At 63.3% G+C, this 26,550-nt stretch carries 23 protein-coding genes; 7 read left to right on the plus strand and 16 right to left on the minus strand.

The window, feature by feature from the left end:
* Positions 1-35: 35 nt before the first annotated feature.
* Together J2Z31_RS03170 and J2Z31_RS03175 are read right to left on the minus strand one after the other, a co-directional pair.
* Positions 36-2,021, minus strand: a complete 1,986-nt coding sequence (locus J2Z31_RS03170) for a CHASE2 domain-containing protein (protein ID WP_209600422.1) — start codon at positions 2,019-2,021, stop codon at positions 36-38.
* Entirely contained in the window at positions 2,021-5,632 is a 3,612-nt protein-coding gene (locus J2Z31_RS03175) for a FecR domain-containing protein (protein ID WP_209600423.1), read from the minus strand. The genes J2Z31_RS03170 and J2Z31_RS03175 overlap by 1 nt, the downstream gene beginning before the upstream one ends.
* Positions 5,633-5,765: 133 nt before the next feature.
* On the opposite strand from J2Z31_RS03175, the gene J2Z31_RS03180 reads away from it, so the two are divergent.
* Positions 5,766-6,311 (plus strand): Pycsar system effector family protein, encoded by a 546-nt coding sequence (locus J2Z31_RS03180; RefSeq protein WP_209600424.1) that lies wholly within the window; start codon positions 5,766-5,768, stop codon positions 6,309-6,311.
* A gap of 47 nt (positions 6,312-6,358) precedes the next feature.
* Here J2Z31_RS03180 and J2Z31_RS03185 read toward each other — a convergent pair whose 3' ends face one another.
* From J2Z31_RS03185 to phnG, 7 genes are all read right to left on the minus strand, one after another.
* A complete protein-coding gene (locus J2Z31_RS03185) occupies positions 6,359-6,973 on the minus strand; it encodes a DapH/DapD/GlmU-related protein (protein WP_209600425.1) in 615 nt (204 codons plus the stop codon).
* The gene (gene phnL / locus J2Z31_RS03190; RefSeq protein ID WP_209600426.1) at positions 6,970-7,677 is read right to left on the minus strand and encodes a phosphonate C-P lyase system protein PhnL; all 708 of its coding nucleotides are present in this window, start codon (positions 7,675-7,677) and stop codon (positions 6,970-6,972) included. Before phnL ends, J2Z31_RS03185 begins: the two co-directional genes overlap by 4 nt.
* Before the next feature lie 65 nt (positions 7,678-7,742).
* Positions 7,743-8,519: a phosphonate C-P lyase system protein PhnK gene (gene phnK / locus J2Z31_RS03195; RefSeq protein ID WP_209600427.1), complete on the minus strand. Its 777-nt coding sequence runs from the start codon at positions 8,517-8,519 to the stop codon at positions 7,743-7,745.
* Positions 8,516-9,394, minus strand: coding sequence for an alpha-D-ribose 1-methylphosphonate 5-phosphate C-P-lyase PhnJ (locus J2Z31_RS03200; protein WP_209600428.1), 879 nt, complete (start codon positions 9,392-9,394; stop codon positions 8,516-8,518). Before J2Z31_RS03200 ends, phnK begins: the two co-directional genes overlap by 4 nt.
* Positions 9,391-10,494, minus strand: coding sequence for a carbon-phosphorus lyase complex subunit PhnI (locus tag J2Z31_RS03205; protein ID WP_209600429.1), 1,104 nt, complete (start codon positions 10,492-10,494; stop codon positions 9,391-9,393). The genes J2Z31_RS03200 and J2Z31_RS03205 overlap by 4 nt, the downstream gene beginning before the upstream one ends.
* Before the next feature lie 4 nt (positions 10,495-10,498).
* Positions 10,499-11,104 (minus strand): phosphonate C-P lyase system protein PhnH, encoded by a 606-nt coding sequence (phnH, locus tag J2Z31_RS03210; RefSeq protein ID WP_209600430.1) that lies wholly within the window; start codon positions 11,102-11,104, stop codon positions 10,499-10,501.
* The gene (phnG, locus tag J2Z31_RS03215) at positions 11,104-11,577 is read right to left on the minus strand and encodes a phosphonate C-P lyase system protein PhnG (protein ID WP_209600431.1); all 474 of its coding nucleotides are present in this window, start codon (positions 11,575-11,577) and stop codon (positions 11,104-11,106) included. The genes phnH and phnG overlap by 1 nt, the downstream gene beginning before the upstream one ends.
* 98 nt (positions 11,578-11,675) lie before the next feature.
* Here phnG and phnF point away from each other — a divergent pair, with 98 nt between their 5' ends.
* Entirely contained in the window at positions 11,676-12,413 is a 738-nt protein-coding gene (phnF, locus tag J2Z31_RS03220) for a phosphonate metabolism transcriptional regulator PhnF (protein WP_209600432.1), read from the plus strand.
* 102 nt (positions 12,414-12,515) lie between these two features.
* Here the strand turns inward: phnF and J2Z31_RS03225 are convergent, their stop codons facing one another.
* Positions 12,516-12,815 carry a DUF1905 domain-containing protein gene (locus J2Z31_RS03225; protein ID WP_209600433.1) on the minus strand — a complete coding sequence of 100 codons (300 nt, stop codon included), beginning with the start codon at positions 12,813-12,815 and terminating at the stop codon, positions 12,516-12,518.
* Between the two features lie 123 nt (positions 12,816-12,938).
* Here J2Z31_RS03225 and J2Z31_RS03230 point away from each other — a divergent pair, with 123 nt between their 5' ends.
* Positions 12,939-14,333, plus strand: a complete 1,395-nt coding sequence (locus J2Z31_RS03230) for a selenium-binding family protein (RefSeq protein ID WP_209600434.1) — start codon at positions 12,939-12,941, stop codon at positions 14,331-14,333.
* A gap of 73 nt (positions 14,334-14,406) precedes the next feature.
* On the plus strand, positions 14,407-15,030 hold the full coding sequence (locus tag J2Z31_RS03235) for a hypothetical protein (RefSeq protein WP_209600435.1): 624 nt from the start codon (positions 14,407-14,409) through the stop codon (positions 15,028-15,030).
* A gap of 5 nt (positions 15,031-15,035) precedes the next feature.
* Here the strand turns inward: J2Z31_RS03235 and J2Z31_RS03240 are convergent, their stop codons facing one another.
* The 6 genes from J2Z31_RS03240 to J2Z31_RS03265 form a co-directional block, all read right to left on the minus strand.
* Positions 15,036-15,749 (minus strand): glutathione S-transferase family protein, encoded by a 714-nt coding sequence (locus J2Z31_RS03240; RefSeq protein ID WP_209600436.1) that lies wholly within the window; start codon positions 15,747-15,749, stop codon positions 15,036-15,038.
* Positions 15,750-15,767: 18 nt separating this feature from the next.
* Positions 15,768-16,349 (minus strand): VOC family protein, encoded by a 582-nt coding sequence (locus tag J2Z31_RS03245; RefSeq protein WP_209600437.1) that lies wholly within the window; start codon positions 16,347-16,349, stop codon positions 15,768-15,770.
* Between the two features lie 220 nt (positions 16,350-16,569).
* Positions 16,570-18,708, minus strand: a complete 2,139-nt coding sequence (gene scpA / locus J2Z31_RS03250) for a methylmalonyl-CoA mutase (RefSeq protein WP_209600438.1) — start codon at positions 18,706-18,708, stop codon at positions 16,570-16,572.
* Positions 18,709-18,976: 268 nt separating this feature from the next.
* Positions 18,977-20,980 (minus strand): acetyl-CoA carboxylase biotin carboxylase subunit, encoded by a 2,004-nt coding sequence (locus tag J2Z31_RS03255; RefSeq protein WP_209600439.1) that lies wholly within the window; start codon positions 20,978-20,980, stop codon positions 18,977-18,979.
* Positions 20,981-21,009: 29 nt separating this feature from the next.
* On the minus strand, positions 21,010-21,300 hold the full coding sequence (locus J2Z31_RS03260) for a hypothetical protein (RefSeq protein ID WP_234939231.1): 291 nt from the start codon (positions 21,298-21,300) through the stop codon (positions 21,010-21,012).
* 11 nt (positions 21,301-21,311) lie between these two features.
* On the minus strand, positions 21,312-22,844 hold the full coding sequence (locus J2Z31_RS03265; RefSeq protein WP_209600440.1) for an acyl-CoA carboxylase subunit beta: 1,533 nt from the start codon (positions 22,842-22,844) through the stop codon (positions 21,312-21,314).
* A 372-nt stretch (positions 22,845-23,216) separates the two neighbouring features.
* Here J2Z31_RS03265 and J2Z31_RS03270 point away from each other — a divergent pair, with 372 nt between their 5' ends.
* The 3 genes from J2Z31_RS03270 to mmsB are packed head-to-tail and all read left to right on the plus strand — an operon-like array spanning position 23,217 to position 26,390.
* Positions 23,217-24,359, plus strand: coding sequence for an isobutyryl-CoA dehydrogenase (locus J2Z31_RS03270; protein WP_209600441.1), 1,143 nt, complete (start codon positions 23,217-23,219; stop codon positions 24,357-24,359).
* A 12-nt stretch (positions 24,360-24,371) separates the two neighbouring features.
* Positions 24,372-25,439 (plus strand): enoyl-CoA hydratase/isomerase family protein, encoded by a 1,068-nt coding sequence (locus tag J2Z31_RS03275; protein WP_209600442.1) that lies wholly within the window; start codon positions 24,372-24,374, stop codon positions 25,437-25,439.
* A gap of 54 nt (positions 25,440-25,493) precedes the next feature.
* Positions 25,494-26,390 (plus strand): 3-hydroxyisobutyrate dehydrogenase, encoded by an 897-nt coding sequence (mmsB, locus tag J2Z31_RS03280; protein WP_209600443.1) that lies wholly within the window; start codon positions 25,494-25,496, stop codon positions 26,388-26,390.
* Positions 26,391-26,550 lie beyond the last annotated feature (160 nt).

The following is a 26,550-nucleotide window of genomic DNA, read 5'->3' on the forward strand; positions in this document are numbered from 1 at the left end:
CCATGTGGCGGGGCGCTTGACCGAGGGCTCCGCCTCTACTGGACCAGCCGTTCCCGTTCGCGCTCATAGTATCGTTCGAGCGCGGGTAACTCCGCCTTGAGTTCGTCGAAAATGCCACCGTCGACGGTGATTTCGCCGCGATATCTCGCCTCGATGAAGGCACGGTGACGCGCAAGTGCCGTCGTCGTGGCGCCCTCGGCCACCGTGAAGACCGGGGTGACAGCGCTCCGTCCTTTGACGTTGACCCGGTCGAGCTCGGCGATTGGAAACTCGGCGGCTGCAAGAGCGGCGGTGCGCTCACCAAGGAGCAGCGGGATGCCATAATCCTTCGACGCCCCTTCCAGGCGCGAGGCGAGGTTGACCGCGTCTCCGAGCGCCGAATAATCGAAGCGACGCGCCGAACCCATATTGCCGACGATGCATTCGCCGGTGTTGACGCCGATCCCGATGCGAAGCGTCCGCGGAACGCGTCCGACCGCCTTGGCTTCGGCCTCGAGTTCGCCGTTGACGCAGGCGAGTGCGTTAAGCATGTCGCGTGCCGCCGCCACGGCGTGGATCGCATGATCGGGATCCTCGAGCGGCGCGTTCCAGAAAGCCATCAGGCAATCGCCGATATACTTGTCGATCGTGCCGCCCTGGGCGAGAACGGCGTCCGACAGAGGTGTCAGGAGCCGGTTGACCAGTGCGGTCAAACCTTCCGGATCGTCTTTCATGTCCTCCGCGATCGTGGTGAAGCCGCGGATATCGCAAAAGAGGATGGTGAGTGTCCGCCGCTCGCCGCCGAGCTTCAATTGCGACGGGTCCTGCGCCAATCGTTCGACCAGCGCCGGCGAGAGATATTGCGAAAAGGCGCGGGTGATTTCTCGGCGCCGGCGGCGCTCCTCGGCATAGTCGAGCCCCGCCTGGCCGGCAGCGACGCCGAGGAAGGCGAGGCTGGGACCGATCGGCGAGACGAAGAGGCGGCCGAACAAGAGGAGGGCGTAGCTCGTAAGCAAGATGAACGTCAGCGCCAATGCCCCATAGCCGAGCGTTCTCCAGCTGGTGGACCCGAAAACGCTGAACGCCGCGGCAAGCGCCGCGAGCAGCACGGCCGAAATGGCAATTCCGGCATCCGCGCGTTCGACGAACAGCCGATGCACGAGATTGTCGTAGATGGTCGCTTGGATTTCCGCGCCGGCGACGAGGCTGCGCGAATGGACCGTGTCGGAGGTGGCGAAGGCGTCGACTCCCCCACCGGCGATCGAGGGCGAATTCTGCAGGCTCAAGCCGACGATGACGACACGATCGCGGAAGATCCCCTCGGGCAGGAAATTGGGTGGGTCGAGCGCCTGGTAATAGGAGACGGTCGGATAGGTCCGTGCCGGACCGAATGTCTGAATCAGGGCCCCCTTCGGGGGCGTTGCCGGTCGCGCGCCGGCAACGGTCGCGAGCGCTGCGGCGAAGCCGTCCGCATAGGCGGGAACTTGCCGGAGCGTCCCGTCCTCGCTGAGATTGACCGAGGCGATGCCGACCTTTGCGCCCCGGTCGATAAAGAGCGGCAAGGGTTCGGTGCGAACGAGTTGTTCGGCCTGTGGCGTCTCGATCAGCGACTGGTCGCCGGCCAATACGATGTCCGGTCCGAGTGCTGCGGCAAGCGCCACATCGTTTTCGGGGGCTGCGGCCGGTTCCGCGAAGACGATATCGAGCGCGATGGTCCGCGCCCCGGCCCTCCGGAGCGCTTCGATCAGACGGGCATGCAGCGCACGCGGCCAGGGCCACTGGCTGCCGATCTCCGCCATCGAGGGCTCGTCGATCGCGACGATCATGGGCCCATCTGCAGGCAGCTCCGGTCGGCCGAAGGTCGAAAGATAGTCGTAGGCTCTAAGATCGGCGAGTGACCAGGCGCCGGTGAGGGAGGCGAGCGAGACGAGAATGGCAACGAAGCCGGCCAGGGCGGCGAGCTTCGCCTGGCGGGGCGAAATGCGGCGGCGTCGGTCCTCAGATGCCACTTCAAGCGCAGGTGCCGGACGAGAATCGTTCATCAGAAACGCACTCGGACCGTGCCCTTGACGGTTGGACCCCAGCCGGGAAGGCCGTCGCTCAATTCGAACTCCTCGTCGAGGAGGTTGAATCCGGCCAATTCGACCTCGATGCGTTTGTCGAAAGGCTCCCATTGAAGCGAGGCGTCGAGGGTCCAGAAGTCGTCCAGAGTAGCACTGCGGTCGCTTCGCTCGCCTATGTAGTTCGCCGCAACGGTGGCCTTGACATTCGCCGTATTCACCCAGGTCAGCGCGATCTGACCGGTATTCTTCGGCAGGAATGGAAGTTCCCGTGCGGGGTTATTGGGCACCTCAGAAAGGTCCTCGCTCTCCGTCCTGGCGATTGCTGCGGAAAGGCCGAAGCCGTGCCCAAGTGCCAGATTGGCGGTCAGAGAAACATGATCGAGCCGCGCCCGGTCGAAGTCGTACTCCACCGCAAGAAGCGGAAAGTCGATTGAGCCGTTACGGATGTCCTGGTGTTGGTAATCGACAGCGGTGAAGAGCCAGTCGCTCCACTCCGCATCCCACCTGAAAGCCACCGTATCGGCGTAGCCTTCCGCACCAATGAGGAATTGATTGGGCTGCAGCCCGACAATACCGACCGGCGCGAGAGTCGCAGCGTTAAAGTTGAAGCCTTCGCGTTGGACGGCGGCCCGCAGCCAGTGACCTTCAGCGGGCGCCCAGGCGATGCCGAACTTCGGTTCGAGGCGGATGTTGTTATCGTTGACGTCTTCGATGTAGCGGCCGAACAATGCACCTTCGAGCTTGAGATCCGGGGTGACCTCGTAAAGCCCGTCTATATACGCCTTTGCCACCGTTCGCGTTGCCGATTCAACCGAATCGGGGAGCGGTACCGGTGGGAGCGGTGGTATGCCCACGCTCCTGGAGATTCTGGTACTGGTCCGCACAGCGCCAATTTCTACGCCATAACGCCAGGTCAGATCGTCCACGCCATAAAGGTGATTCAACGCCGCGATATAGGTCCTTTCTTTTGTCTCTTCATCGGAAGTGAATTCAAAAGTCGGATCCTCAAAGTGACTGTGGTTGCCGATATCGTTGTCGGTGAAGAAGACGGCCGCGTTGGCGATGTTTCGGTAGCCAAATGTGTGGCTCCAGGCAGCGCCGGAGAAAAGCAGGGAAGAGTCGTCGTCGATCGTCACGGGGGACGGCAGAGGGAGCAACTGACGGAGGTCGCTCGCGTCGTAATAAGTGGCGTAGGCTACAATACGATCATCGGGTGCGGGCGTGGCGGTGATATAGCCACTGCCGCGGAGGATTCGGAGGTCTCGTTGGAATCGGCTAGTCCCATCGTCCAACAGCGTCTGGCGCGGCTCGTTCCATTCGAAATTGCCGAAGACGCTGATGGGATACGGTGAGACCGTATAGCCACGGATCTCCGCTTCACCCATCCCGGTGGTGTGATCCTCGTTCACGATTAATCCACCGCCGAGTTCCGCCTCGAAGAAGGGTGACTGCAGCAGATTGGTCGTGCGTTCTCGGCTGGCCAGCATATGCGGCTCAAGGAGCAGGCCCTGCATAAAGGCCGAAAAGCTCGAGGGGTTGGCCGTATTGGCTATCGGGCTGCCAGCAAGGTCATAGCTGTTGAACAGCGGATCGACGCTGCCGCGGATTGCCTGGTCGATATAGCCCGCGCCGGTGAAAGGGTCGAAGACGGAGTCGCCATAATATTGCCCCCAAGCATCAAGACCTTGCAGGCGAAAGGCATCGTTGAGCGTCGAACCGGCCCTCTGGTTGGCGCCGAGCGCTGCCGTTTCGCCGCCTTTCGCCCGATTGCGCCGCATGAATTCCTGCGCGTTGCGGATCGCTGCATCCGCGTCATAGGCATCGATGGCGATTGCCGTACGAACCTGCGAGACGACGGGATCGTTCGGATCGAGCCTGTCGGCATTGTCGAGCGCTTGGGCCGCCGGTAACCGGTCTCCCTTCTCGTAATGCGCCGCCGCGAGCAGGATCTGCGCACCGGCATAGCCTGGATTGGCCGTCGAGCCGGCGAGCAGGTCTTCGACCGCCTTGTCAACATCGCCGTTTTGCAGATGGTAACGGCCGCGTGCCACGAGCATGACGTCGAAGGACGGATCGATGGCGAGCGCTGCATCGATCTCACCTTTGGCCTCGGCGATTCGCGACTCGTCCAGATACTGTATCGCGAGATTGGCGTGATAAAGGGGGTCCGTAGGGTCGAGCTCGATCGCCTTCTTGAAAGCTCTTTCCGCGGCGCGGCTGTCGCCACGGTCGCCCTGGACGAGGCCGATCGCGTTCCAAAGCGAGGGCGAGCCCGGTGCCGTTTTCAAGGCCCGTTCGAGGTCGGCGAGCGCGCCTTCCTTGTCGTTTTCCAGGTGGAAGCGGTAGTTGGCGCGCGCCTCCAGCGCAGTTGGGTCGTCGGGATCGATCGCCAATGACCGTTCCACGCCGTCGCGCATCTCATCGCGGTCGTCGAGCAGCAAAGCGAACTGCGCCCGGGCGGCAGGCAGCGTCGGATCGTCCGGATGCTGCCTTTCCGCCTTCTTGAGCACTTCGATGGCGGCCCGGATGTCGGTGCGGAACCCTGCGGTCCAGGCCTCGGCAAGCGCGCCGTAAGCGCCGCCCGCCTGACGGGGCGGGATTTCGATACGATCGGGATCGGCGAGTGCGCGGGCGAAATAGCCGCCATAGGCCGCGATGGCGCGGCGTTTCGGATCGAGCCCGCGGGCGGCCTCTGCGAATAGCTTTGCCGCCTCAGCGTTGCGGTTCTCGGAACCGGCGATGAGTGCCTCGATGAGGGTAGCGCGCGCGGTCTTGCCTCGATCGAGTCCGAGCTGCCGCGCTTGCTCCAGCGCCGCCTGTGCCTTCTGCCGCCCGTCGAGCGTCAGGTAGATTTCCGCAAGCGTCAGCCAATCCTCTGCCGAGCGCGCGCCTTCCGGCTGCGCTTCGATTCGCCCGCGCTCCCGCCGCATGTCTGAGACTTTGAGCGGCGACGGCGGCATCCAGACGAAGGCGTCGCGCAGCGACAGATGGAAAAGCATCTGCTCGCGGTCCTTCGGCGTGACGATGACGATTTTTGTGGGTGCGCTTCCGATCGAGGCAACGGCGCCTTCGCCTTGCTTCACGGTCACGCTGCCATAGGCATTCTGAAGCTCGACCACACCTTCGAGCACGATCAGCGACGTCTTGCCGTCGGCACCGACCGTCAGCGTCCAGTCCGTGCCGCGAATGGCAGCCGTCGCGGCGGGCGTATCGATCGCCAGGCCTTCGCCGCCGCGTTCGGCGCGGGCCCAGATCGTGCCGGACTGCAGCTCGAGCTTGGAGTCGCCCGCGCCGATCTCCTTGACGCGCAAGGCCGTGTTTCGCCCGAGCCGGATCTGCGTGTGATCCCTGAAGAGAACAGCGAGCGCGCCCGTGGTGTTGGTGCGCAAGACGTCGCCGGGAAGAAGGTCCTGGGCGAGATCGACTACCTGCCAGTTCGAAACGTCGACGAATCGCACCTCCTCGCCGGACTTTCGGGCAATGATGGAGCCGGCGGCCGGAGCGGGGCGCGGCACCGGCTCGGCAATTGCTGGCAGTGGCAAGTGCAGCGCCATTGCCGCGAGCAATGCTCTCTTAAGTATCGCCCCCATCAGCGACTGTTCCCCTCGTTGCATTGAATCCAGTGGATTTCGGCGGATAAAAAGTCAAGTCGGCCCGGGGCGTCCGCTTGTTTTATCGGCGCGGTGTAATAAACGGGAAACAGTGGACTGGGAGTCTTCGAGAATGAGTGCCGACGGAAATCTTCAAAAACTTGAATTCGCGAGTGAAAGTCCGGCAGATGGCGATGTATCGTCCGCCTATTATGACCATATCCGCAAGATAAACGACATCTTCCATGATCAGATCAAGATGTCGGACCAGAAGGCTGCCTATATCTTCACCTTCATGTTCGCCTTCCTGATTACGTCGCAAGAAGGAAGGAGCGTGTTTACCTGGCAGCGATATGTCGAGGGCGAGTTGTTGCCAATGGTCTTCTCGGGCGCGCTTGCCATTGCCTCGATCATTTCGGTCGTTTCCGCGATTCTCGTCGTCCTGCCGCGGAAGAGCGCCACCTCGACGTCGCTCTTCTGGGGGGCCTGGCCGGCCCATCGCACTGCCTTTTTCGAAGCGGCACGCAGCGGCGACCGGTCCTACCTCCTTCGTCAATATGCCAAAAATGCCGATGTGCTCTCGGCGATCGCCTGCAGCAAGTACCGTTGCGTCGCCTTCGCATTTCGAGGAATGCTTGTGACGGTGCTTTCCTATGTCTGCCTGTTGGCGGTGAAATAGCGAACTGCCGTCTCATCCGCCCTCAAGCGCTTTTCGCCCGCTTCTCCTCACCCATGCCGCATTAGAAATTCCTCGGCCGAGAGATGCCGGAAATCGTCAAGCGCGCGGCGCAGCTTGTCGTGGTCCCAGTCCCACCAGGCGAGCCGGTCCATGCTTGCGCCGATCTCGGCAGTGAAGCGCTGGCGGATGAGCTTGGCGGGGATGCCGCCGACGATCGTATAGGGGGCGACATCCTTCGAGACGACGGCGCCGGCACCGATCACCGCGCCATTGCCGACGGTTACGCCCGGCAGGATCGTGGCGCCGTGGCCGATCCAGACGTCGTGGCCGATCGTCACGCGGTGCTGACGCCGCCAGGCGAAGAGGTCGTGGTCGGGCTCCACGTCATCCCAGTACATCGGCGCGCGATAGGTGAAATGATGCAGGGTCGCGCGCCAGGTCGGATGGTTGGTGGCGTTGATGCGGACGGCGGCGGCGATGTTGACGAACTTGCCGATCGTCGCGCACCAGACCGAGCCGTCCTGCATGATGTAGGAATAGTCTCCGAACTCGACCTCTTCGAGCCGCGAGCGTTCGCGGATTTCGGTGTAGCGGCCTAGCGTCGAGTTTTCGACGCTTGCGGTCGGGTGGATAAAGGGCTCGAGGCCAAGCTTCGTGTTCATGCGGCGTGTTTCCTCGGCGAGAAATGCGAGACGTCGATGATGCGATCGGCGACCGCTTCGCGCACTTCCTCGTCGTGGAATATGCCGACCAATGCCGTTCCTGCCGCCTTCTTTTCGGCGATCATGTCGACGACGACGGTACGGTTCCTGGCGTCGAGAGAGGCGGTCGGCTCGTCGAGAAGCAGGATCTTGTGGCCGGTGATGAAGCCGCGGGCGATGTTGACGCGCTGCTGCTCGCCGCCGGAAAAGGTCGCAGGTGGCAGGGCCCAGAGTTCCTTCGGCAGGTTGAGCCTGGCTAATAGCTCCGCCGCCCGCTCACGAGCCTCCTCGGACCCGACGCCGCGCGCCTGCAGGGGCTCGGCGACGATATCGAGGGCGGAAACGCGCGGCACCACGCGCAGGAATTGGCTGACATAGCCGAGCGTCGCACGGCGGACTTCGAGCACCAGACGCGGTTCGGCGGCGGCCAGGTTCACGAGCCGACCGTCATGCTCCATCAGGATCTGGCCTTCGTCGACGCCGTAATTGCCGTAGAGCATTTTCAGGATCGAGCTCTTGCCGACACCGGAGGGGCCGCCGAGCACGACGCATTCGCCGGCCTTGACCGAGAAGGAGACATCGGCGACTACCGGCAGGCGGATGCCGTCCCGTAAGTGCATCGTGAAGCTCTTCGCGACTTCTGAGACAACAAGCGGAGTAGCCATGATTTTTACTTTCGTTTGCGCGTGATCTTGTCGGAAAGCCGGGGTCCACTTTTCTGGATCATGCGTCACACCTGCAGGATCGAGGAAACGAGAAGCTGCGTGTAGGGTTCGCGCGGGTCGTCGAGCACCCGATCGGTCAGCCCCTGTTCGATGACGGCGCCGTCCTTCATCACCATCATCCGGTGCGACAGGAGCCGCGCCACGGCGAGGTCGTGCGTGACGATGATCGCCGAGAGCCCGAGATCGTGGACGAGCCCGCGCAGGAGGTCGAGCAGGCGCGCCTGCACGGAGACGTCGAGACCGCCGGTCGGCTCATCCATGAAGACGAGGCGCGGCGAGGTCACGAGATTGCGGGCGATCTGCAGGCGCTGGCGCATGCCGCCGGAAAAGGCGCGCGGCTGGTCGTCGATCCGGCCGTCGTCGATCTCGACGCGAGCGAGCCAATCCTTGGCAGCTACCCGGATCTTGCCGTAATGGCGGTCGCCGATCGCCATCAGCCGTTCGCCGACATTGGCGCCGGCCGAAACCGTCATCCTGAGCCCCTCGGCCGGGTTCTGGTGGACGAAGCCCCAATCGGTGCGCATCAGGAAACGGCGTTCCGCCTCGGCCATCCGCGCAAGATCGCGATATTGCCCGTCGCGCATGTGATATTCGACGATGCCGGAGGTCGGCATCAGCCGCGTCGACAGGCAGGAAAGCAGCGTCGTCTTGCCGGAGCCGGATTCGCCGACGATCGCGAGTACCTCGCCGGGATAGAGCTCGAAGGAGACATTGCGGCAGCCGATGCGGTTTCCGTAGAACTTCGAGATGTCGTTGACCTTGAGAAGCGGAACGGCGCTCATTCGGCGGCCTCCTCTATGGCGAGCATGGGGCCGGCATGGCCTGCACACCGCCGGTCCTCGCAATGGTCGGTATCGGAGCAGACGAACATGCGCCCGCCTCTGTCGTCGAGCACCACCTCGTCGAGATAGACGTTCTCGGCACAGCAGAGCGCGCAGGGCCTGTCGAATTTCTGGATCTCGAAGGGATGGTCCTCGAAATCGAGACTGACGACCTGCGTATAGGGTGGCACCGCATAGATTCGCTTCTCGCGGCCGGCTCCGAAGAGCTGCAGGGCTTCCGACCTGTGCATCTTCGGATTGTCGAATTTCGGCGTTGGCGAGGGATCCATGACATAACGCCCCTCGACCTTCACCGGATAGGCATAGGTCGTGGCGATATGGCCATTGCGGGCGATGTCCTCGTAGAGCTTCACATGCATGAGGCCGTATTCCTCGAGCGCATGCATCTTGCGTGTCTCGGTCTCGCGCGGCTCGAGGAAGCGCAGGGGCTCCGGAATTGGCACCTGATAGACGAGCGTCTGGCTCTCTCTAAGCGGCTCCTCCGGGATGCGGTGGCGTGTCTGGATGATCGTCGCCTCCTTCGTCTTCGTGGTGACAGCGACATTGGCGACCTTCTGGAAGAAGGCGCGGATCGAGACGGCATTGGTGGTATCGTCGGCTCCCTGGTCGATGACCTTCAAGACATCATCAGGCCCGAGGATCGAGGCCGTCACCTGCACACCCCCAGTGCCCCAGCCGTAGGGCATCGGCATTTCGCGCGAAGCGAAGGGCACCTGATAGCCGGGAATGGCGATCGCCTTGAGGATCGCTCGGCGGATCATCCGCTTCGTCTGCTCGTCGAGATAGGCGAAGTTGTAGGTGGCAAGGTCGTTCATTCGGCGGCCTCCTTCATGTCGCCTTCGCCGTCGCGGGCGGTCTCATAATCGCGGCGCATGCGGCGCACCAGGTTGAGTTCGGCCTGGAAGTCGACGTAGTGCGGCAGCTTCAGGTGCTCGACGAAGCCGGTCGCCTGGACGTTGTCCGCGTGCGAAATCACGAATTCCTGGTCCTGGGCCGGGGCGACGATGTCCTCGCCGAATTCCTCGGTCCTCAGCGCCCGGTCGACGAGCGACATGGACATCGCCTTGCGCTCGCTCTGGCCGAAGACGAGGCCATAGCCACGGGTGAATTGCGGCGGCTCGTTGGCGGAGCCTTTGAACTGGTTGACCATCTGGCATTCGGTGACGCGGATAACCCCGAGCGAGACGGCGAAGCCGAGCTCCGGCACGTCGAGCTCGACCTCGACCTCGCCGATCCGGATTTCGCCGACAAAGGGATGGGTGCGGCCGTAGCCACGCTGGGTGGAGTAGGCGAGCGCCAGCAGGAAGCCTTCGTCGCCGCGGGCGAGCGCCTGAAGGCGGAGGTCGCGCGGCATCGGGAATTCCATCGGCTCGCGGGTGAGGTCGCCCGGCACATGGCCCTCCGGCATCGTCCCGTCGCCCTCGATCAGACCGTCGCTGTCGAGAATGTCGGAAACGCGCATCACCGCTTCTCCCGGCTCCTTACGGGCCGGTTCGGCGACAGCTCCGTCGCCGAGCAGCGATGGGTCGAGCAGGCGGTGCGTATAGTCGAAGGTCGGGCCGAGAAGCTGACCGCCGGGCAAGTCCTTGTAGGTTGCCGAGATGCGCCGCTCGATTTTCATCCTGGCCGTGTCGATCGGCTCGGAAGAGCCAAAGCGGGGCAGGGTGGTGCGATAGGCACGCAGGATGAAGATCGCCTCGATCATGTCGCCGCGCGCCTGGCGCACGGCAAGCGCGGCAAGCGAGCGATCGTAGAGGGAGGCTTCCGCCATCACCCGGTCGACGGCGAGGCCGAGCTGTTGGACGACCTGCTCGATGGTGATCGCTGGCAGCGACCGGTCGCCACGCCGGCGATCGGCAAGGAGGCGGTGTGCATTCTGGATGGCGGCTTCCCCGCCCTTGACGGCAACGTACATGCTTTCACCCCTTGATCGACAATCTAGTGGTGCGCGGAAGGCAGAGAACGCTCTCTTCGGCCGTCAGCACCAGATCGATGCCGCGCGGGAAGAGAGCGCGGTTTGCGGCCCAGAGGTCGAGGAAGAGATCGGGCAATCCCTTCGGCGCGATGACGACTTCGTCCTTGATGCCCGGGCCGCGGCCGATGAAGGGTCGGCCGCCGGTCAAGGCCTCCACCTCGACAACAAGCGTCGTCGAGCGGTCGGGATATTCCGCAGTGCCGAGGGCGAACTGGTCGAAGCCCGGCACGGCGCCGTCCCTCTCGACAAAGGCAAAGCGGGCCTCGTCCTTTAGTTCGATAACGGGACCGCCGGTGTGGAAGGCGATCCAATTCGGCGCGGCGGATTTGACGAGGGCAGGGGAGAGCCAGACAGGCGTGTCGTGATCGCAAAGCGTCAGGGCAACGGCACCGGTCGCCATGCCGAGCGGCGAGGGCGGCGTCGCAAGCGCCGTCAGGCGCCCGATCGTGCCCGGCCGGGCAAAGCAGTCCATGAGCGTGCGGAAGACGGTTTGCGCCTCGAATTCCGGATCGGCAAAGCCGCCGGCATAGATTTGCGATTGGGCGGTCATCAATCCTCTCCGCGAACCATGGTGAAGAAGTCGACGCGAGTCGCGGCCGTTTCCTCGGCTTTGCGGCGTTCCTCGGCCAGAAGCCGGGCGGCAATCTGCCTCTGCAGAGCCTCCACGGCCGGCCGATGCGCCGGGCTCTGGAACAGCGCATCGAAGATCGCGGCGTAGCGGGCGCGTTCCTTGTCGGTGCCAAGCAATTGCCCGTGGCCGATCTCGCCGCCTGAAAGCCGGACGGTGGCACGAGTAACCGTCGCCTCGCCGAGATTGAAGGGATCGCCGCTACCACCGATGCGTCCGCGCACCATCACGAGCCCCGTTTCCGGACCGCGCACCGGTGCCACCACGGGCTTATCGGCGATCGAGTCCCAGGCGGCGGAAAGCTCGGCAAGGGTAGCGCGTGCGAGAAGCCGCATGGCGTCGCGCCGTTCGGCGGCAGGCTCCGAAGGATCGGCACGCTTTTCCGTAGCGCTCATGATCATACTCCTAAATGTCTATTGATCTAGACAATCATACATCTTATAGAGTTATCTAGCCTTCGCAAATGACAGGCCTGTGACATCGGTGAAGAAAAATGGTGGGAAGAAGGACGGTCGAGCGGCAGACGGGGGTCGCACTCTGGCGCCAGATCGCCGACCGCATACGGCTCGCGATTGGCAATGGCGATTATGACGAGACCGGGATGGTACCGCCGGAAACGGTGCTGGCGGCCGAGTTCGGAGTGAACCGTCATACGGTGCGCAGCGCGCTTGCGGCGCTTGCGGAGGAAGGTCTGGTGCGCGCCGTGCAGGGACGCGGCACGTTGATCGAACGTAAGGACCGGGTGACCTATCCGATCTCCCGCCGCACCCGTTTTTCCCAGGGGCTTGGGGGACAGGTGCAGGAGATCGGCTCGAAGCTGCTCGGTCAGAGAGAGGTGCAAGCGAGCGGCGAGGTCGCTGCGGCGCTCGGGCTCCCGCTGAATGCGCCGGTTGTCGAGTTGCGCACGGTCAGCAGCGGAGATGGCCGGCCGCTCTCGGCGACCATCGCCTATTTTCCCGCCGAGCGGTTTCCGGAGATGGCGCAGCAATATGGGCGCCTCGGCTCCGTCACGAAGGCCTTCGCCGCGCAAGGGCTCGAGGATTATGTTCGCGTCTCGACGGAGATCGTGGCCCGGCACGCCGATGCGGAGGAACTCGAGCTCCTCAAGCTCTCACCCGGTGCGATCGTGCTCGAGGCGCTCGCGGTCAATGCCGATCTGGACGGGCGCCCGGTCGAATTTTCGCTTACACGCTTTGCCGCCGACCGGATGAAGCTCAGGATCGACACGTAGCGCCGCCCTCCATGCGGGGTGCCCCTCATCCCGCTGCCGCGACCTTCTCCCCGCTCGCGGGGAGAAGGCTAGGGTGAGGGGCTGCGAAAGGGCGAAACGGATCTAAGCACGATCCAGCGTCAGCGCGATCTTGACGGTCTGGCCGGTGGTCAAATGCTCTTTCCGGCGCACTTCCGCCTTGACCGGCAAGAGAAACGAGCCGGAGCCCTTGTCGGGGAAGATCGAGGTCGTCCATTCGGTATCGCCCGTTCGCGCGACCACGGCTTCGCTGCCCCAGCCGCGCTTCTTCGGCTCGGCCGTGAACCGGATCTCACCGGCAATGTCGGTTGGAAGCGTGACGAAATGCCAGCCGCCCTTGCCTGGATAGAGCCAAAGCTCCGCATCGAATTCGAATTGTGCCACCCGATCCTCACTTCGTTCGCCATGTAAATAAGGCAAGGACGCCGTATTTCCGACGAGTTTTTGCCGCATCTCTTAATTCTGCATCAGGATCCACATTGTCTTCTTTTTTGGGGGAGATGAGAAATGGCGACGTGGCGACCCGATCCTTCCTTCTATCCGTCACCGCGAATGGCTGCAAAGGCTCCAAAGGAAACCCTTGCTTATGTCGCTGCCTTTGACCCGGACCGGCAGCGACCCGACGCGATCGCGGTGGTCGACGTCGATCCAGCGTCCCAGACCTATTCTCAGATCGTCGGCCAGGTCGAAATGCCTAATGTCGGCGATGAGCTCCATCATTTCGGCTGGAATGCCTGCTCCTCGTGCCTCTGCCCCAATGCGCCGCATCCGCATGTGGAGCGGCGCTATCTGGTCGTGCCCGGCTTGAGGTCGTCGCGGCTTCACATCATCGATACCAAGCCGGACCCGAGAAAGCCTCAGATCGCCCGCGTCATCGAGCCGTCGGAGATTGCTGAAAAGGCGAATTATTCGCGGCTTCACACGATTCATTGCGGCCCGGAAGGGATTTACGTCAACGCCCTCGCCGACCGGGACGGCAATGCGCCGGGCGGGATCTTCCTCATCGACCACGACAGCTTCGACGTGCTCGGCCAATGGGAGATGGATCGCGGACCGCAAAAGCTCGCCTATGATTTCTGGTGGCATCTCGGCCACGATACGATGATCACCAGTGAGTGGGGCACGCCGGACACGTTCGAGAACGGCCTCGTTCCGGAGGTGCTGCTCGGTTCGAACTATGGCCGCCGGCTGCACTTCTGGGATCTCACCAAGCGCAAGCACGTGCAGGAGATCGATTTCGGCGAGGAGCATCAGCTCGTCTTCGAGCTGCGCCCGGCCCATGACCCGACCAAGGCCTACGGCTTCGTCGGCTGCGTGATCAGCCTCAAAGACCTCTCCGCTTCGATCTGGACTTGGTATCGCGAAGGCAACAAGTGGGCGGTGAAAAAGGTGATCGAGATCCCGGCCGAGCCCGCCGATCCGGATCTGCTACCGCCTGTGCTTCAGGGGTTCAAGGCGGTGGCGCCGCTCGTCACCGATATCGACCTCTCGATGGATGACCGCTTCCTCTACGTCTCCTGCTGGGGAACCGGCGACATGATCCAGTACGACGTCTCCGATCCGCTCGCTCCCAAGGAGACGGGGCGAGTACGGATTGGCGGTATCGTGGCACGTACGACACACCCGAAAGCCTCGAACGGCGCTCTCAACGGCGGTCCGCAAATGGTCGAGATCAGCCGCGACGGCAAGCGGGTCTATTTCACCAATTCGCTTTATGGGGCGATCGATCCGCAATTCTATCCGGAGGGTATCGACGGCTGGATGGTGAAGCTCGACGTCGGCGACAATGGCGGCATTGCCTTCGACGAGAATTTCTTCGTCGATTGGCCGAAGGGGCATCGCCCGCATCAGGTTCGATTGGAAGGCGGCGATTGCTCCTCGGATTCCTACTGCTATCCATGAGGGGCCGCGTCGGGTCCCCACCGATTTAAGATTGTGTATGGGGAGAGCGGACCATGCGGCCGCACCGGAGCAAATGACGAGCCTCTGGCCTTGGCTTGCGCTTGTGGGCCTCGGTGCGTTCCACGGGGTAAACCCGGCGATGGGCTGGCTCTTCGCCGTGGCGCTTGGCCTTCATCGACAGAGTGCGCGGATCGTCTGGCTGTCTCTCGTTCCGATCGCCCTTGGCCATGCCGCGTCCATCGCGATGGTCGTGGCCCTCGTGACCGCTTTCGGGACGGTCCTGGATTTGCGGAACCTGCAGCTTGCCACCGCCTGCCTTATTCTCGGCCTTGCAGGCTATTACGGACTATACGGGCATCGCCACCGCGTGAGGGTCGGCATGCGCACCGGCATGGCCGGGCTGACGCTATGGTCTTTCCTGATGGCGACGAGCCATGGCGCCGGGCTGATGCTGGTGCCAGCGGTCCTGAGCCTTTGCCTGACAAATCAAGCCGGGTTTGCCATGAGCAGCTCGCTTCCAATTTCGCTTGCTGCGGTTGCCGTCCACACCGGTGCAATGCTCGCCGTGATCGCGGCGATCGCGCTCGTCGTCTTCGGCTGGTTGGGCCTTGCAGCGCTGCGCCCGGCCTGGATTAATTTCGACCGTCTCTGGACATTGGCGCTCGGCGCGACCGGCACCATCCTCCTGGTCTCATAGAAGGTTCAGGCGGTTCCCGTGAGCTCCTCGTCCCGCTGCGCTTTCACATAGGCGATGTAACCGCGCACGTCCGCCGCGGGTTCGGAGTAGGCCGTCCCGAGCGTCTTCTCCATTGCTTCCATATAGGTCGTCGCCCAGGCCGGCAGGGGATAGTCGATCGCCTCGAGGAATTCGAGCGTGGCGGCGAGCCTGATGTCCGCGATCGACGGCCTGTCGCCGCCGATGAAAGGCTGTCCGGCAACATAGAACCTGTGGAAGACCTCGAGCGGCTCGGCGAGCGCTTCCGCGGCCGCCTTGCGGGCCTGCTCCTTGGTGTCGTGGTCGGCGTCGCTATAGCCGACTTCGCCCGGATATTGCGGGAAATGGAGAGCCGGATAGGTGGCCCGCGCCAGATAGGGGTAGAAGGTGCCGATCAGGTAGAACATGGCGCTGTCGATCATCGCGCGCCTCTCGGGGTCCTTCGGATAGAATTGGTCGAGCCCGTGCTTGTTACAGAGATATTGCATGATCGCGCAGCTTTCCCAGAGCGCGCCCTTGGGCAGGTCCGCCGTCTCGATCATCGGCGTCAGATGCGACGGTGCCTTCGCCAGGTATTCGGGGGTGCGCGTCTGCCCGTAGACATCATGCTCGGTGAAGTCGAGGCCTGCCGCCCTCACGAACACGCGCACGGTCATATTGTTGACGCTGGGCTTGATCACGTTGAGTATTAGCTTCGCCATGACTGAACCTCCCTTTTCTCAGTAAGGATTCTTCGGCGCGCGATCGGCCGACAGCGACGGTCGCGAGCGTTCCGTGAGCGCTTCGATCGCATCGGCGAGATGCACCTCGGCAATCGCGTAGTCGCCGCGCGCGACGCGGATCCTGTGGGCCTCCATCAGCACCTCGGCATGGCTATGGCCGGCCGGCGGCTCGAAGCGATAGGAGGCGAGTTCGATAAGGAGGCCGAGCGGGTCCTCGAAATAGATCGAATCCATGAAGCCGCGATCCTTGACGCCGCTGTTTCTGATCTCCCGCTCGTTCAGCCGCTCGACAGCCTGCTGGAAGGTGGCGCGCGAAACGGCAAAGGCGATGTGGTGCACGCAGCCGATGTCGGTCGGCGTGCGTCCGGGGTCGGGCTTGCGGTTTTCGTCGGTGAAGACCGTGATCAGCCGACCATCGCCCGGGTCGAAATAGAGGTGGCTTTCCGACGCGCGGTCGAGGTTCGGCTGTTCGAAGATGAAGGGCATGCCGAGAATGCCCTCCCAAAAATCGATCGATGTCTGCCGGTCGGCGCCGACGAGCGTAATGTGATGGACCCCTTGCGATTGCAGCTTGCGCATTGCCGTCCTCCCTTGATGATCCGGTGGAATCGTCGGAGTCGCGCGTCGACCTTTCTTGCATGTTTCCTTGAATCCTAGCCCATTTAAGGAAAAAACATGCAGCAATTCTACGTGCTACAGCGACCTTGCGCGCCCGATGGGACGCGCGACGTTGCAGGTCCCTCCATGGACGCGCGGCATCAGCCAATTCTCTCCTCCGGACGGGAGAAGGCAAGGGGATTCAGACGTTGCGCCGCTTGCCCTCGATCAGATCGAGCACTGCTCGGGCGGCATCGAGCACGTGAGTGCCGGGGCCGAAGACCGCCGAGACGCCGTTCTCCATCAGATACTCGTAGTCCTGCCGCGGGATGACGCCGCCGCAAACGACGATGATGTCCCCGCCGCCGCGTTTCCTCAGCTCCCGTGTCAACTGCGGCAGCAGCGTCTTGTGCCCGGCCGCAAGCGAGGAGACGCCAAGGACGGTGACCTCCTCCGCAAGCGCCAGGTCGGCCGCTTCCTCCGGCGTCTGGAACAATGGCCCGGCGACGACGTCGAAGCCGATATCGCCGAAGGCAGAGGCGATGACCTTGGCACCGCGGTCGTGACCGTCCTGGCCGAGTTTGGCGACCATGATCTTCGGCTTGTGGCCGAGCCGCTCGGTGACCTCGCCGAGCCGGCCGGCAAGCACGCCGAGTTCCGGGTCACCATCATAAGCCTTGCCGTAGACGTCGGTGACGACTTCCGGGATCGCGGTGTAGTCGCCGAAGGCCTGCCGCATCGCTTCGGAGATTTCTCCGACCGTGGCGCGTGCCCGGGCCGCCTCGACTGCGGCGGCGAGCAGATTGCCCTTGCCGCTCCTTGCCACTTCGGCCAGCGCTCCCAGCGTCTCCTTCAGCTTCTGCGTGTCGCGGCGGCGTTTGGTTTCTTCGATCCTTTTGATCTGTGCCGCGCGGACCGCGGCGTTGTCGATCTGCAGGATGTCGATCGGGTGTTCGTTTTCGAGCCGGTATTTGTTCACGCCGACGATAACCTCCTCGCCCCGATCGACGGCCGCCTGCCGGCGGGTCGCAGCCTCCTCGATCAGCCGCTTCGGCAGCCCGGCATTGACCGCCTTGGTCATGCCGCCAAGCGCCTCCACCTCCTCGATCAGCGTCCAGGCCTTCTCGGCGAGTTCGTTCGTCAGGCTCTCGATGTAATAGGAGCCGGCAAGCGGATCGACGACCCTTGTGACGCCGGTCTCGTGCTGCAGGATCAGTTGCGTGTTGCGGGCGATGCGGGCGGAAAATTCGGTCGGAAGCGCGATCGCCTCGTCGAAGGAGTTGGTGTGCAGTGATTGCGTGCCGCCGAGCACCGCCGACATCGCCTCGAAGGCGGTGCGGATGATGTTGTTATAGGGGTCTTGCTCGGCAAGCGAGACGCCCGAAGTCTGGCAGTGGGTCCTGAGCATCAGCGAGGAGGGTTTCTGCGGATTGAACTCCTTCATGATGCGGGTCCAGAGCAGGCGCGCGGCGCGCAGCTTCGCCGCCTCCATGAAGAAATTCATGCCGATTGCAAAGAAGAAGGAGAGCCGGCCGGCGAAATCGTCGACGTTGAGGCCCTTGGCAAGCGCCGCCCGCACATATTCGCGTCCGTCGGCAAGGGTGAAGGCGAGCTCCTCCACGAGCGTGGCGCCCGCCTCCTGCATGTGGTAGCCGGAGATCGAGATCGAATTGAACTTCGGCATCTCCCTCGCCGTATATTCGATGATGTCTGCGACGATCCGCATCGAGGGCTCGGGCGGATAAATATAGGTGTTGCGGACCATGAACTCCTTCAGGATGTCGTTCTGGATGGTCCCGGAGAGTTTTTCGCGCGAGACCCCCTGTTCTTCGCCGGTGACGATGAAGCTGGCGAGGATCGGGATCACCGCGCCGTTCATGGTCATCGAGACGGAGATTTTTTCGAGCGGGATGCCGTCGAAGAGGATCTTCATGTCCTCGACCGAGTCGATCGCCACACCTGCCTTGCCGACGTCGCCGATGACACGCGGATGATCGCTGTCATAGCCGCGATGCGTGGCGAGGTCGAAGGCGACCGAGGCGCCCTGCTGCCCGCCAGCAAGCGCTTTGCGGTAGAATGCATTGGACTCCTCGGCGGTGGAGAAGCCGGCATATTGCCGAATGGTCCACGGCCGCCCGGCATACATGGTGGCGCGCGGCCCGCGCAGGAAGGGTTCGAAGCCGGGGAGCGAGTCGAGGTGATCGATCTCGGCGAGGTCGTCGCGCGCGTAGAGCGGCTTGACCGCGATGCCTTCCGGCGTGTGCCAGACGAGATTTTCAGGCGAGGCCTTGAGCTCCTTCTCAGCGAGGGCTTCCCAGTCTTTGATGGTCTTCTCGGTCATTGGCCGCTCCATCCAAAGCGCAATTGCCTGGGGTGCGGAGCACCCCCCTCTGCCCTGCCGGGCATCTCCCCCACAAGAGGGGAGATAGGGGAGGCGCCGTCTTGCGCCACTTTATCCCACTGCGGCGAGAACCTTCTGTAGTGAGGCCAATGTTGTCGGAGAAGGGTGCTAAGAGTTTGCACCTTGCCGATCTCCCCCCTTGTGGGGGAGATGCCCGGCAGGGCAGAGGGGGGTATCGACGCCACCTCAGAAAGTTCCGCGCTTTCCATCACTCGAACTCCATGATCAGTTCGTCGACTGCCAGGCTCGCGCCGGCAGCGATCGCGACGCGCTTCACCGTAGCGCGCCGCTCGGCCCGGAGGATGTTCTCCATCTTCATCGCTTCGACGACGGCGATCGCTTGGCCCGCCTCGACCGTTTCGCCTTCCCTCACCGCGATCGAGGTCACGACGCCCGGCATCGGGCAGAGCAGCATCTTCGAGGTATCCGGCGGTGTCTTTTTCGGCATCAGCCGCGCGAGCTCGGCGACGCGCGGGCTGCGGACGCGTGCGACCACGTCGATGCCGCGCCAGCGCAAGCGGATGCCGGCTCCGGCGAGATCGACCTTCACGGCCATGGGGCGATTATCGATGTTGAAGGTGGCGAGCCTGCGGCCCGGCACCCAGTCGGTGGCGACCGAAATGATTTCGTCGTCCGAGAAGCGGACATAGGCGCCATCCGGCGAGGTGCCCCAGCTTGCCTGGAAATCCTGTCCGGCGAGGCTTGCCACCCATTCATGGCCGACGATGCGGCGATGATTGCCGATCGTGCCGGAAATCTGGCTGGCTCGTTCCTGCAGGGCCTGATTGATCGTCACCGCGACGGCCGCGAGGGTCCGAGCCGATCTCGCATCGGGCGCGACGCCCTGAAAGCCGTCCTTGAATTCCTCCGCGATATAGGCGGTTGTCAGCCGCCCCTCGCGAAAGCGCTCCTGCTGCATGACGGCAGAGAGAAAGGGCAGGTTGTGCCCGATGCCTTCGACTTCGAAGGCATCGAGTGCATCTGCCATCGCTTCGATGGCCGTCGGCCGGTCCGGTCCCCAAGTGCAGAGCTTGGCGATCATCGGATCGTAATACATCGAGATCTCGCCGCCTTCGAAGACGCCGGTGTCGTTGCGGATGATCGTGCCGTCGTCCTGCCTGCCCTCATCCGGCGGGCGGTAGCGGGTCAGCCGCCCGATCGATGGCAGGAAATCGCGATAGGGGTCTTCCGCATAGAGCCGGCTCTCGATTGCCCAGCCCTCGAGCCGCACCTCTTTCTGGCCGAAAAACAATTTCTCGCCCGCCGCAACCCGGATCATCTGCTCGACGAGATCGAGGCCGGTCACGAGTTCCGTCACCGGATGCTCGACCTGAAGGCGCGTGTTCATCTCGAGGAAGTAGAAGTTGCGATCGGCGTCGACAATAAATTCGACGGTGCCGGCCGAGTGGTAGCCGACGGCCTTTGCGAGCGCGACCGCCTGCTCGCCCATGGTGCGGCGCGTCTTCTCGTCGAGGAAAGGAGAGGGGGCCTCCTCGATCACCTTCTGGTTCCGCCGCTGGATCGAGCATTCGCGCTCGCCGAGATAGACAATGTTGCCGTGCCGGTCGCCGAGCACCTGGATCTCGATGTGACGGGGCTCGGTCACGAATTTCTCGATAAAGATGCGATCGTCGCCGAAGGAACTCTTCGCCTCGTTCTTCGAAGAGCGGAAGCCTTCGCGCGCTTCCCGCTCATTCCAGGCAATCCGCATGCCTTTGCCGCCACCTCCGGCCGACGCCTTTATCATCACGGGGTAGCCGATCGAGCAGGCGATCCGAACGGCCTCATCGGCGTTCTCGATCAGGCCCAAATGACCGGGAACGGTCGAGACCCCGGCTTTCGCCGCGAGCTTCTTCGAGGTGATCTTGTCTCCCATCGCCTCGATCGCGCGCACAGGCGGGCCGATGAAGGTGACGCCTTCCTTCTCTAGGGCCTCGGCGAAAGCGGCGTTCTCCGACAGGAAACCGTAGCCCGGATGGACGGCGTCGGCGCCGGTCTTGCGGATCGCCTCGAGTATTTTTTCGATGACGATATAGGACTGGCTGGAGGGCGACGGACCTATATGCACGGCCTCGTCAGCCAGGCGCGCATGCATGGCATCACGGTCTGCGTCGGAATAGACGGCGACGGTCGCAATCCCGAGCTTCTTGGCGGTGCGGATGACACGGCAGGCGATTTCGCCGCGATTGGCGATGAGGATCTTCTTGAACATGCGTTTTTCTTTGTATCCTTTGTGTCGCATCAGCGCCTGAATTTTCGCCGGTAGGGTAGAAGCGCAATGGAAGAGGCGGCTGCCGCTCCGCCGAAGAGAAGGGCAAAAGGGATGACCACCAGGGCCGTCGCCAAGAAGGGCTTGTTCGAGCGGGCGATGTGGGTACCGACCGCGCCGACATTGATCCAGATCAGAGCGCCCGCGACGGCGGCGCCGACAAGCGCGCCGTAAAGGGCATTGACGGCCATGTAGCGCAGCATCTGCCAATGGTCCCGGCGGGCGGCTTCGGGCGTCATTTCCGGCTTCGGTTCCGGCCTCATCACATGCTCCGTCAGAGCGGGATCGTGTCGTGCTTGCGCCAGCGTGTCTCCACCTGTTTGTTGCGCAAGGAGGCAAAGGCGCGGGCGATACGGCGGCGCGAGGAGTGCGGCATGATCACCTCGTCGATGAAGCCGCGCTCGGCGGCGACGAAGGGATTGGCGAAGCGCTCTTCGTATTCCTTCGTCCGCCCGGCGATCTTCTCCGCATCTCCGAGCTCGGAGCGATAAAGAATTTCGGTCGCGCCCTTGGCGCCCATCACGGCGATCTCGGCGGTCGGCCAGGCATAGTTGACGTCGGCGCCGATGTGCTTGGATGCCATGACGTCATAGGCGCCGCCATAGGCCTTGCGGGTGATCAGTGTCACCATCGGCACGGTCGCCTGGCTATAGGCAAAGAGCAGCTTGGCCCCGTGCTTGATCACGCCGCCATACTCCTGGGCGGTCCCGGGGAGGAAGCCCGGCACATCGACGAGTGTCAGGATCGGGATCGAAAAGGCATCGCAGAAGCGTACGAAGCGGGCAGCCTTGCGCGAGGAATCGATATCCAGACAGCCGGCAAGCACCATCGGCTGATTGGCGACGACGCCGACCGTTTGGCCTTCGAGCCGGACGAAGCCGGTGATGATGTTGCGGGCAAAATCCGGCTGCAGTTCGAAGAAGTCGCCCTCGTCGGCTACGGCGAAGATCAGCTCCTTCATGTCATAAGGCTTGGTGGCGCTCTCCGGAATGAGGCTGTCGAGGCGCATCTCTATACGCGACGGGTCATCGTGGAAGGGGCGGACCGGCGGCTTCTCGCGGTTGTTGAGCGGCAGGAAATCGAAGAGCCGGCGCACCTCTTCGAGCGCCTCTATGTCGTTTTCATAGGCGCCGTCGGCGACGGAGGACTTGGTCGTATGGGTGCGGGCGCCGCCGAGCTCCTCGGCCGTGACGATCTCGTTCGTCACCGTCTTGACCACATCCGGGCCGGTCACGAACATGTAGGACGAATCGCGCACCATGAAGATGAAATCGGTCATTGCCGGCGAGTAGACCGCGCCGCCGGCACACGGTCCCATGATTACCGAGATTTGCGGAATGACGCCGGAAACCTCGGCATTGCGGCGGAAGACTTCGGCATAGCCGGCAAGCGAGGCGACACCCTCCTGAATGCGGGCGCCGCCGGAATCATTGAGGCCGATCACCGGCGCGCCGTTGCGCGCCGCCATATCCATGATCTTGCAGATCTTCTGCGCATGCGTTTCTGAAAGCGAGCCGCCGAGTACGGTGAAATCCTGGGAGAAGACATAGACCTGCCGGCCATTGATGGTGCCCCAGCCGGTGACGACGCCGTCGCCGGCGACCTTCTGGTTCGCCATGCCGAAGTCGACGCAGCGATGTGTGACATACATGTCATATTCTTCGAAGGAGCCCTCGTCGAGCAGCACCTCGATGCGTTCGCGGGCCGTCAGCTTGCCCTTGCCGTGCTGAGCGGCGATTCGGCGCTCCCCTCCGCCGGCCCGCGCCTGAGCCCGGCGAACCTCGACCTGTTCCAGTATCGCGCGCATCGCTCTCCTCCCATTTTTTGCTGATTGTGCAGAGGCTTCGCAAGGATCGCAATAGCCTCGAACGCGTGCCGGCAAACGGCCGATCATGTACGATGTGGAACATAGAACTTTCTAAACGTAAATCTCCAGCCGATACCTTCGTCTATGTGAGGACAAGAACTTCGCAACTGTGGCGCCGCTCAAGCATAGCTGATTGTCGATCATGACATGCGCGGCGCTCTGCCGTATCGTTTTGGCGAGAACTGCGCCTCGCTCACGCGAATACCTGTTCGGTTTCGTTGAACAGAAGCTAGGATTTGCATCTGTGGCTGCACGGAATTTCGTGTAACTACACGACACAGTATCAATATGCGGGTCAGGGAGGACATGCATATGGATTTTCGCCTGTCGGAGGAGCAGGAGGCCATCCGCGCGATGGCGCTCGATTTTGCGCGGGACGAACTCGCGCCGCACGCGATCGACTGGGATCAGCAGAAGCATTTTCCGGTGGAGACATTGCGCGCCGCCGCCGCACTCGGCATGGCCGGCATCTACGTGCGCGACGATATCGGCGGCACGGGGCTGACGCGCCTCGATGCGGCGATGATCATCGAGGCGCTGGCGACGGGTTGCCCGTCGATCGCTTCTTTCGTTTCGATCCACAACATGTGCGCCGGCATGGTCGATCGCTACGGCACGGAGGAGCAGCGCCAGCGCTTCCTGCCGCGGCTTCTGACCATGGAGACGCTGGCGAGCTATTGCCTGACGGAGCCCGGCTCCGGCTCGGACGCGGCGGCGCTGAAGACCAGGGCTGAGCGCGATGGCGACGCCTATCTCTTGACCGGGCAGAAGCAGTTCATTTCCGGCGCCGGTGAATCCGGCCTCTATATCGTCATGGCCCGCACCGGCGAGGAGGGGCCGAAAGGCATTTCCGCCTTCATCGTCGAGAAGGAGGCGGAGGGCCTCAGTTTCGGCGCCAATGAAAAGAAGATGGGCTGGCACGTCCAGCCGACCCGGGCGGTGATGCTCGACAATGTCCGCGTGCCGGTGGATGACCGCCTGGGCGCGGAGGGCGAGGGGTTCAAGATCGCCATGGCCGGCCTCGACGGCGGCCGGCTGAATATCGCCGCCGCCTCGCTCGGCGGCGCGCAGGCCGCTTTCGACAAGGCGCTCGCCTATGTGCAGGAGCGGCGTGCCTTCGGGCGTGCGCTCGGCGAATTCCAGGCGCTGCAGTTCCGCCTCGCAGACATGGCGACCGATCTCGAGATCGCTCGCACTTTCCTCTGGCGGGCGGCCGCCGCGCTCGATGCGGCGGATCCTGAGGCAACCAAGCTCTGCGCCATGGCCAAACGCTTTGTCACGGATCGCTGCTTTGCTGTCGCCAACGAGGCGCTGCAACTGCACGGCGGTTACGGCTATCTTGCCGATTACGGTGTCGAGAAGATTGTCAGGGACCTCAGGGTGCACCAGATACTCGAGGGCACCAACGAGATCATGCGGCTCATCGTATCACGGGCGATCATGGGCCGGAAATAGGAAGGACACTCCATGGAGATGCAGACCGCTCAACCGGAGGTCATCGTCGAGGGCGACGGCGCGATCGGCAGGCTCCGGCTCAACCGGCCGCGCGCGCTGAACAGCCTGAACGCCGTCATGATCCGTGCCATCGACGAGGCGCTGACCGAGTTCGAGCGCGATCCCTCGATCGCCGCCGTGCTCGTTACTGGTGAAGGCGAGCGCGGGCTCTGCGCTGGCGGCGACATCCGTATGATCTACGAGAGCGGCCGCGAACGCCCGGAAGAAGGGACGCAATTCTGGCGAGAGGAGTTCATCGTCAATAGCCGTATCTCCGCCTATCCCAAGCCTTATATTGCAGTCATGGACGGTATCGTCATGGGCGGCGGGGTCGGTATCTCCGCTCATGGCAGCCACCGGATCGTGAGCGAGAGGACCCGGCTCGCCATGCCGGAGACCGGCATCGGCTATTTCACCGATGTCGGCGCAACCTGGCTGCTGTCGCGGGCACCGGGAGAGTTCGGCACCTATCTTGGCCTGACGGGGCGCGACATCGGTGCGGCGGCGGCAATCCACGCGCGGCTTGCCGACAGCTTCGTTTCCTCGGACAAAATCGATGCGCTTGTCGCTTCCCTCACCAGGCTCCCCGCGACGGCCGAGGCAGAAGATTTCTCCGCGGCAATCGGGGCACTTTCCAGCGCACCGCCTGCTTCTGCCCTTCTCGACCATACAGCGCTTATCGACCGCTGCTTCGCCTCCGATACGGTCGAGGAGATCCTGAACGCGCTCGAGAAAGACGGCTCGGATTTCGCGCGCGAGACGCTGCAGCTCTTGAAAAGCAGGTCGGGCATCAGCCTCAAACTGACGCTCAAGCTGCTCAGAGCCGGGCGTGCCAGCGCGACGCTGGCCGAATGCCTGGAGCGGGAATACGCCGCCTGCGCGGCGATGCTCTCGAACCCGGACTTCTACGAGGGGGTCAGGGCCGCGGTTATCGACAAGGATCGCAACCCCAAATGGTCGGTCGGGCTTGAGGAAGTGACGCCGCAACTGCTGGCCCGTTTCGAGGGCCATGAGGGCGCGCGGCTCTTTACCCGCGGATGAATGAGAAGGGCGCGCGGTACCGGGGCGGAATACGGAGTGGAGGAGGAGACGCAAATGACGAAGATCGCCTTTATCGGGCTTGGCAATATGGGCGGGCCGATGGCCGCGAATCTGGTGAAGGCGGGCCACGCCGTCACCGGTTTCGATCTGTCGGAGGGCTCGCGCAATGCGGCGGCAAAGACGGGCGTTTCCATTGCCGGATCGATTTCCCAGGCGGTGCGCGAGACCGAATGCGTTATCACGATGTTGCCGGCAAGTTCGCATGTTCTCTATGTCTGGGACGAATTGCTCGGTTTTGTCGACCCGGGCACCCTTTTGATCGACAGCTCGACGATCGATGTCGAGAGCGCGCGCAAGGTCCATGGGTTCGCCGACACGGCCGGCTGCCTCTCCCTCGATGCGCCTGTCTCGGGAGGCACGGCCGGTGCCGCTGCGGGGACGCTCACCTTCATGGTCGGCGGCAGCGACGGTGCCTTCTCCCGCGGCAAGCACATTCTCGAAGCAATGGGCAAGAAGATCGTCCATTGCGGCGAAGCGGGCGCCGGCCAGGCGGCGAAGATCTGCAACAACATGATCCTCGGCGTTTCCATGGCGGCGGTCTGCGAGGCCTTTGTGCTTGCCGAACGTTTGGGCCTATCGCATCAGGCGCTCTTCGAAGTCGCCTCCACCTCCTCCGGCCAATGCTGGTCGCTCACGAGCTATTGCCCGGTGCCCGGACTCGTGCCGACCTCTCCCGCAAACAACGATTACCAGCCCGGCTTCATGGCAAGCCTTATGCTCAAGGACCTGAAGCTCGCGCAGCAGGCGGCAAGCGCCAGCGGTGCGGCGACGCCGATGGGGGCGCAGGCGGCACAGCTCTACAGCCTCTTCGAGAAGCTCGGCCATGGCGGCGAGGATTTCTCCGCGCTGATCCGTATGTTGCGCGGAACAGGGGAGGCGGCGGCGGGCTAGAGCCTTTCCGGGTTAAATGGAAACAATTCTGTTGGCTCAAGCGGAGCGGAATGTTTGCCCGGCTGGCGCGCGGCGTAGCCAAAGCATACGGCCAAGCCAGCCGGGCAAACAGGCCGCCCGCTTCAGCCAACCCGCAGGGCCGGGCATCTTTCCGCCAGGA

Source organism: Sinorhizobium kostiense (assembly GCF_017874595.1).
In the GTDB taxonomy this organism is placed as follows: Bacteria; Pseudomonadota; Alphaproteobacteria; order Rhizobiales; family Rhizobiaceae; genus Sinorhizobium; species Sinorhizobium kostiense.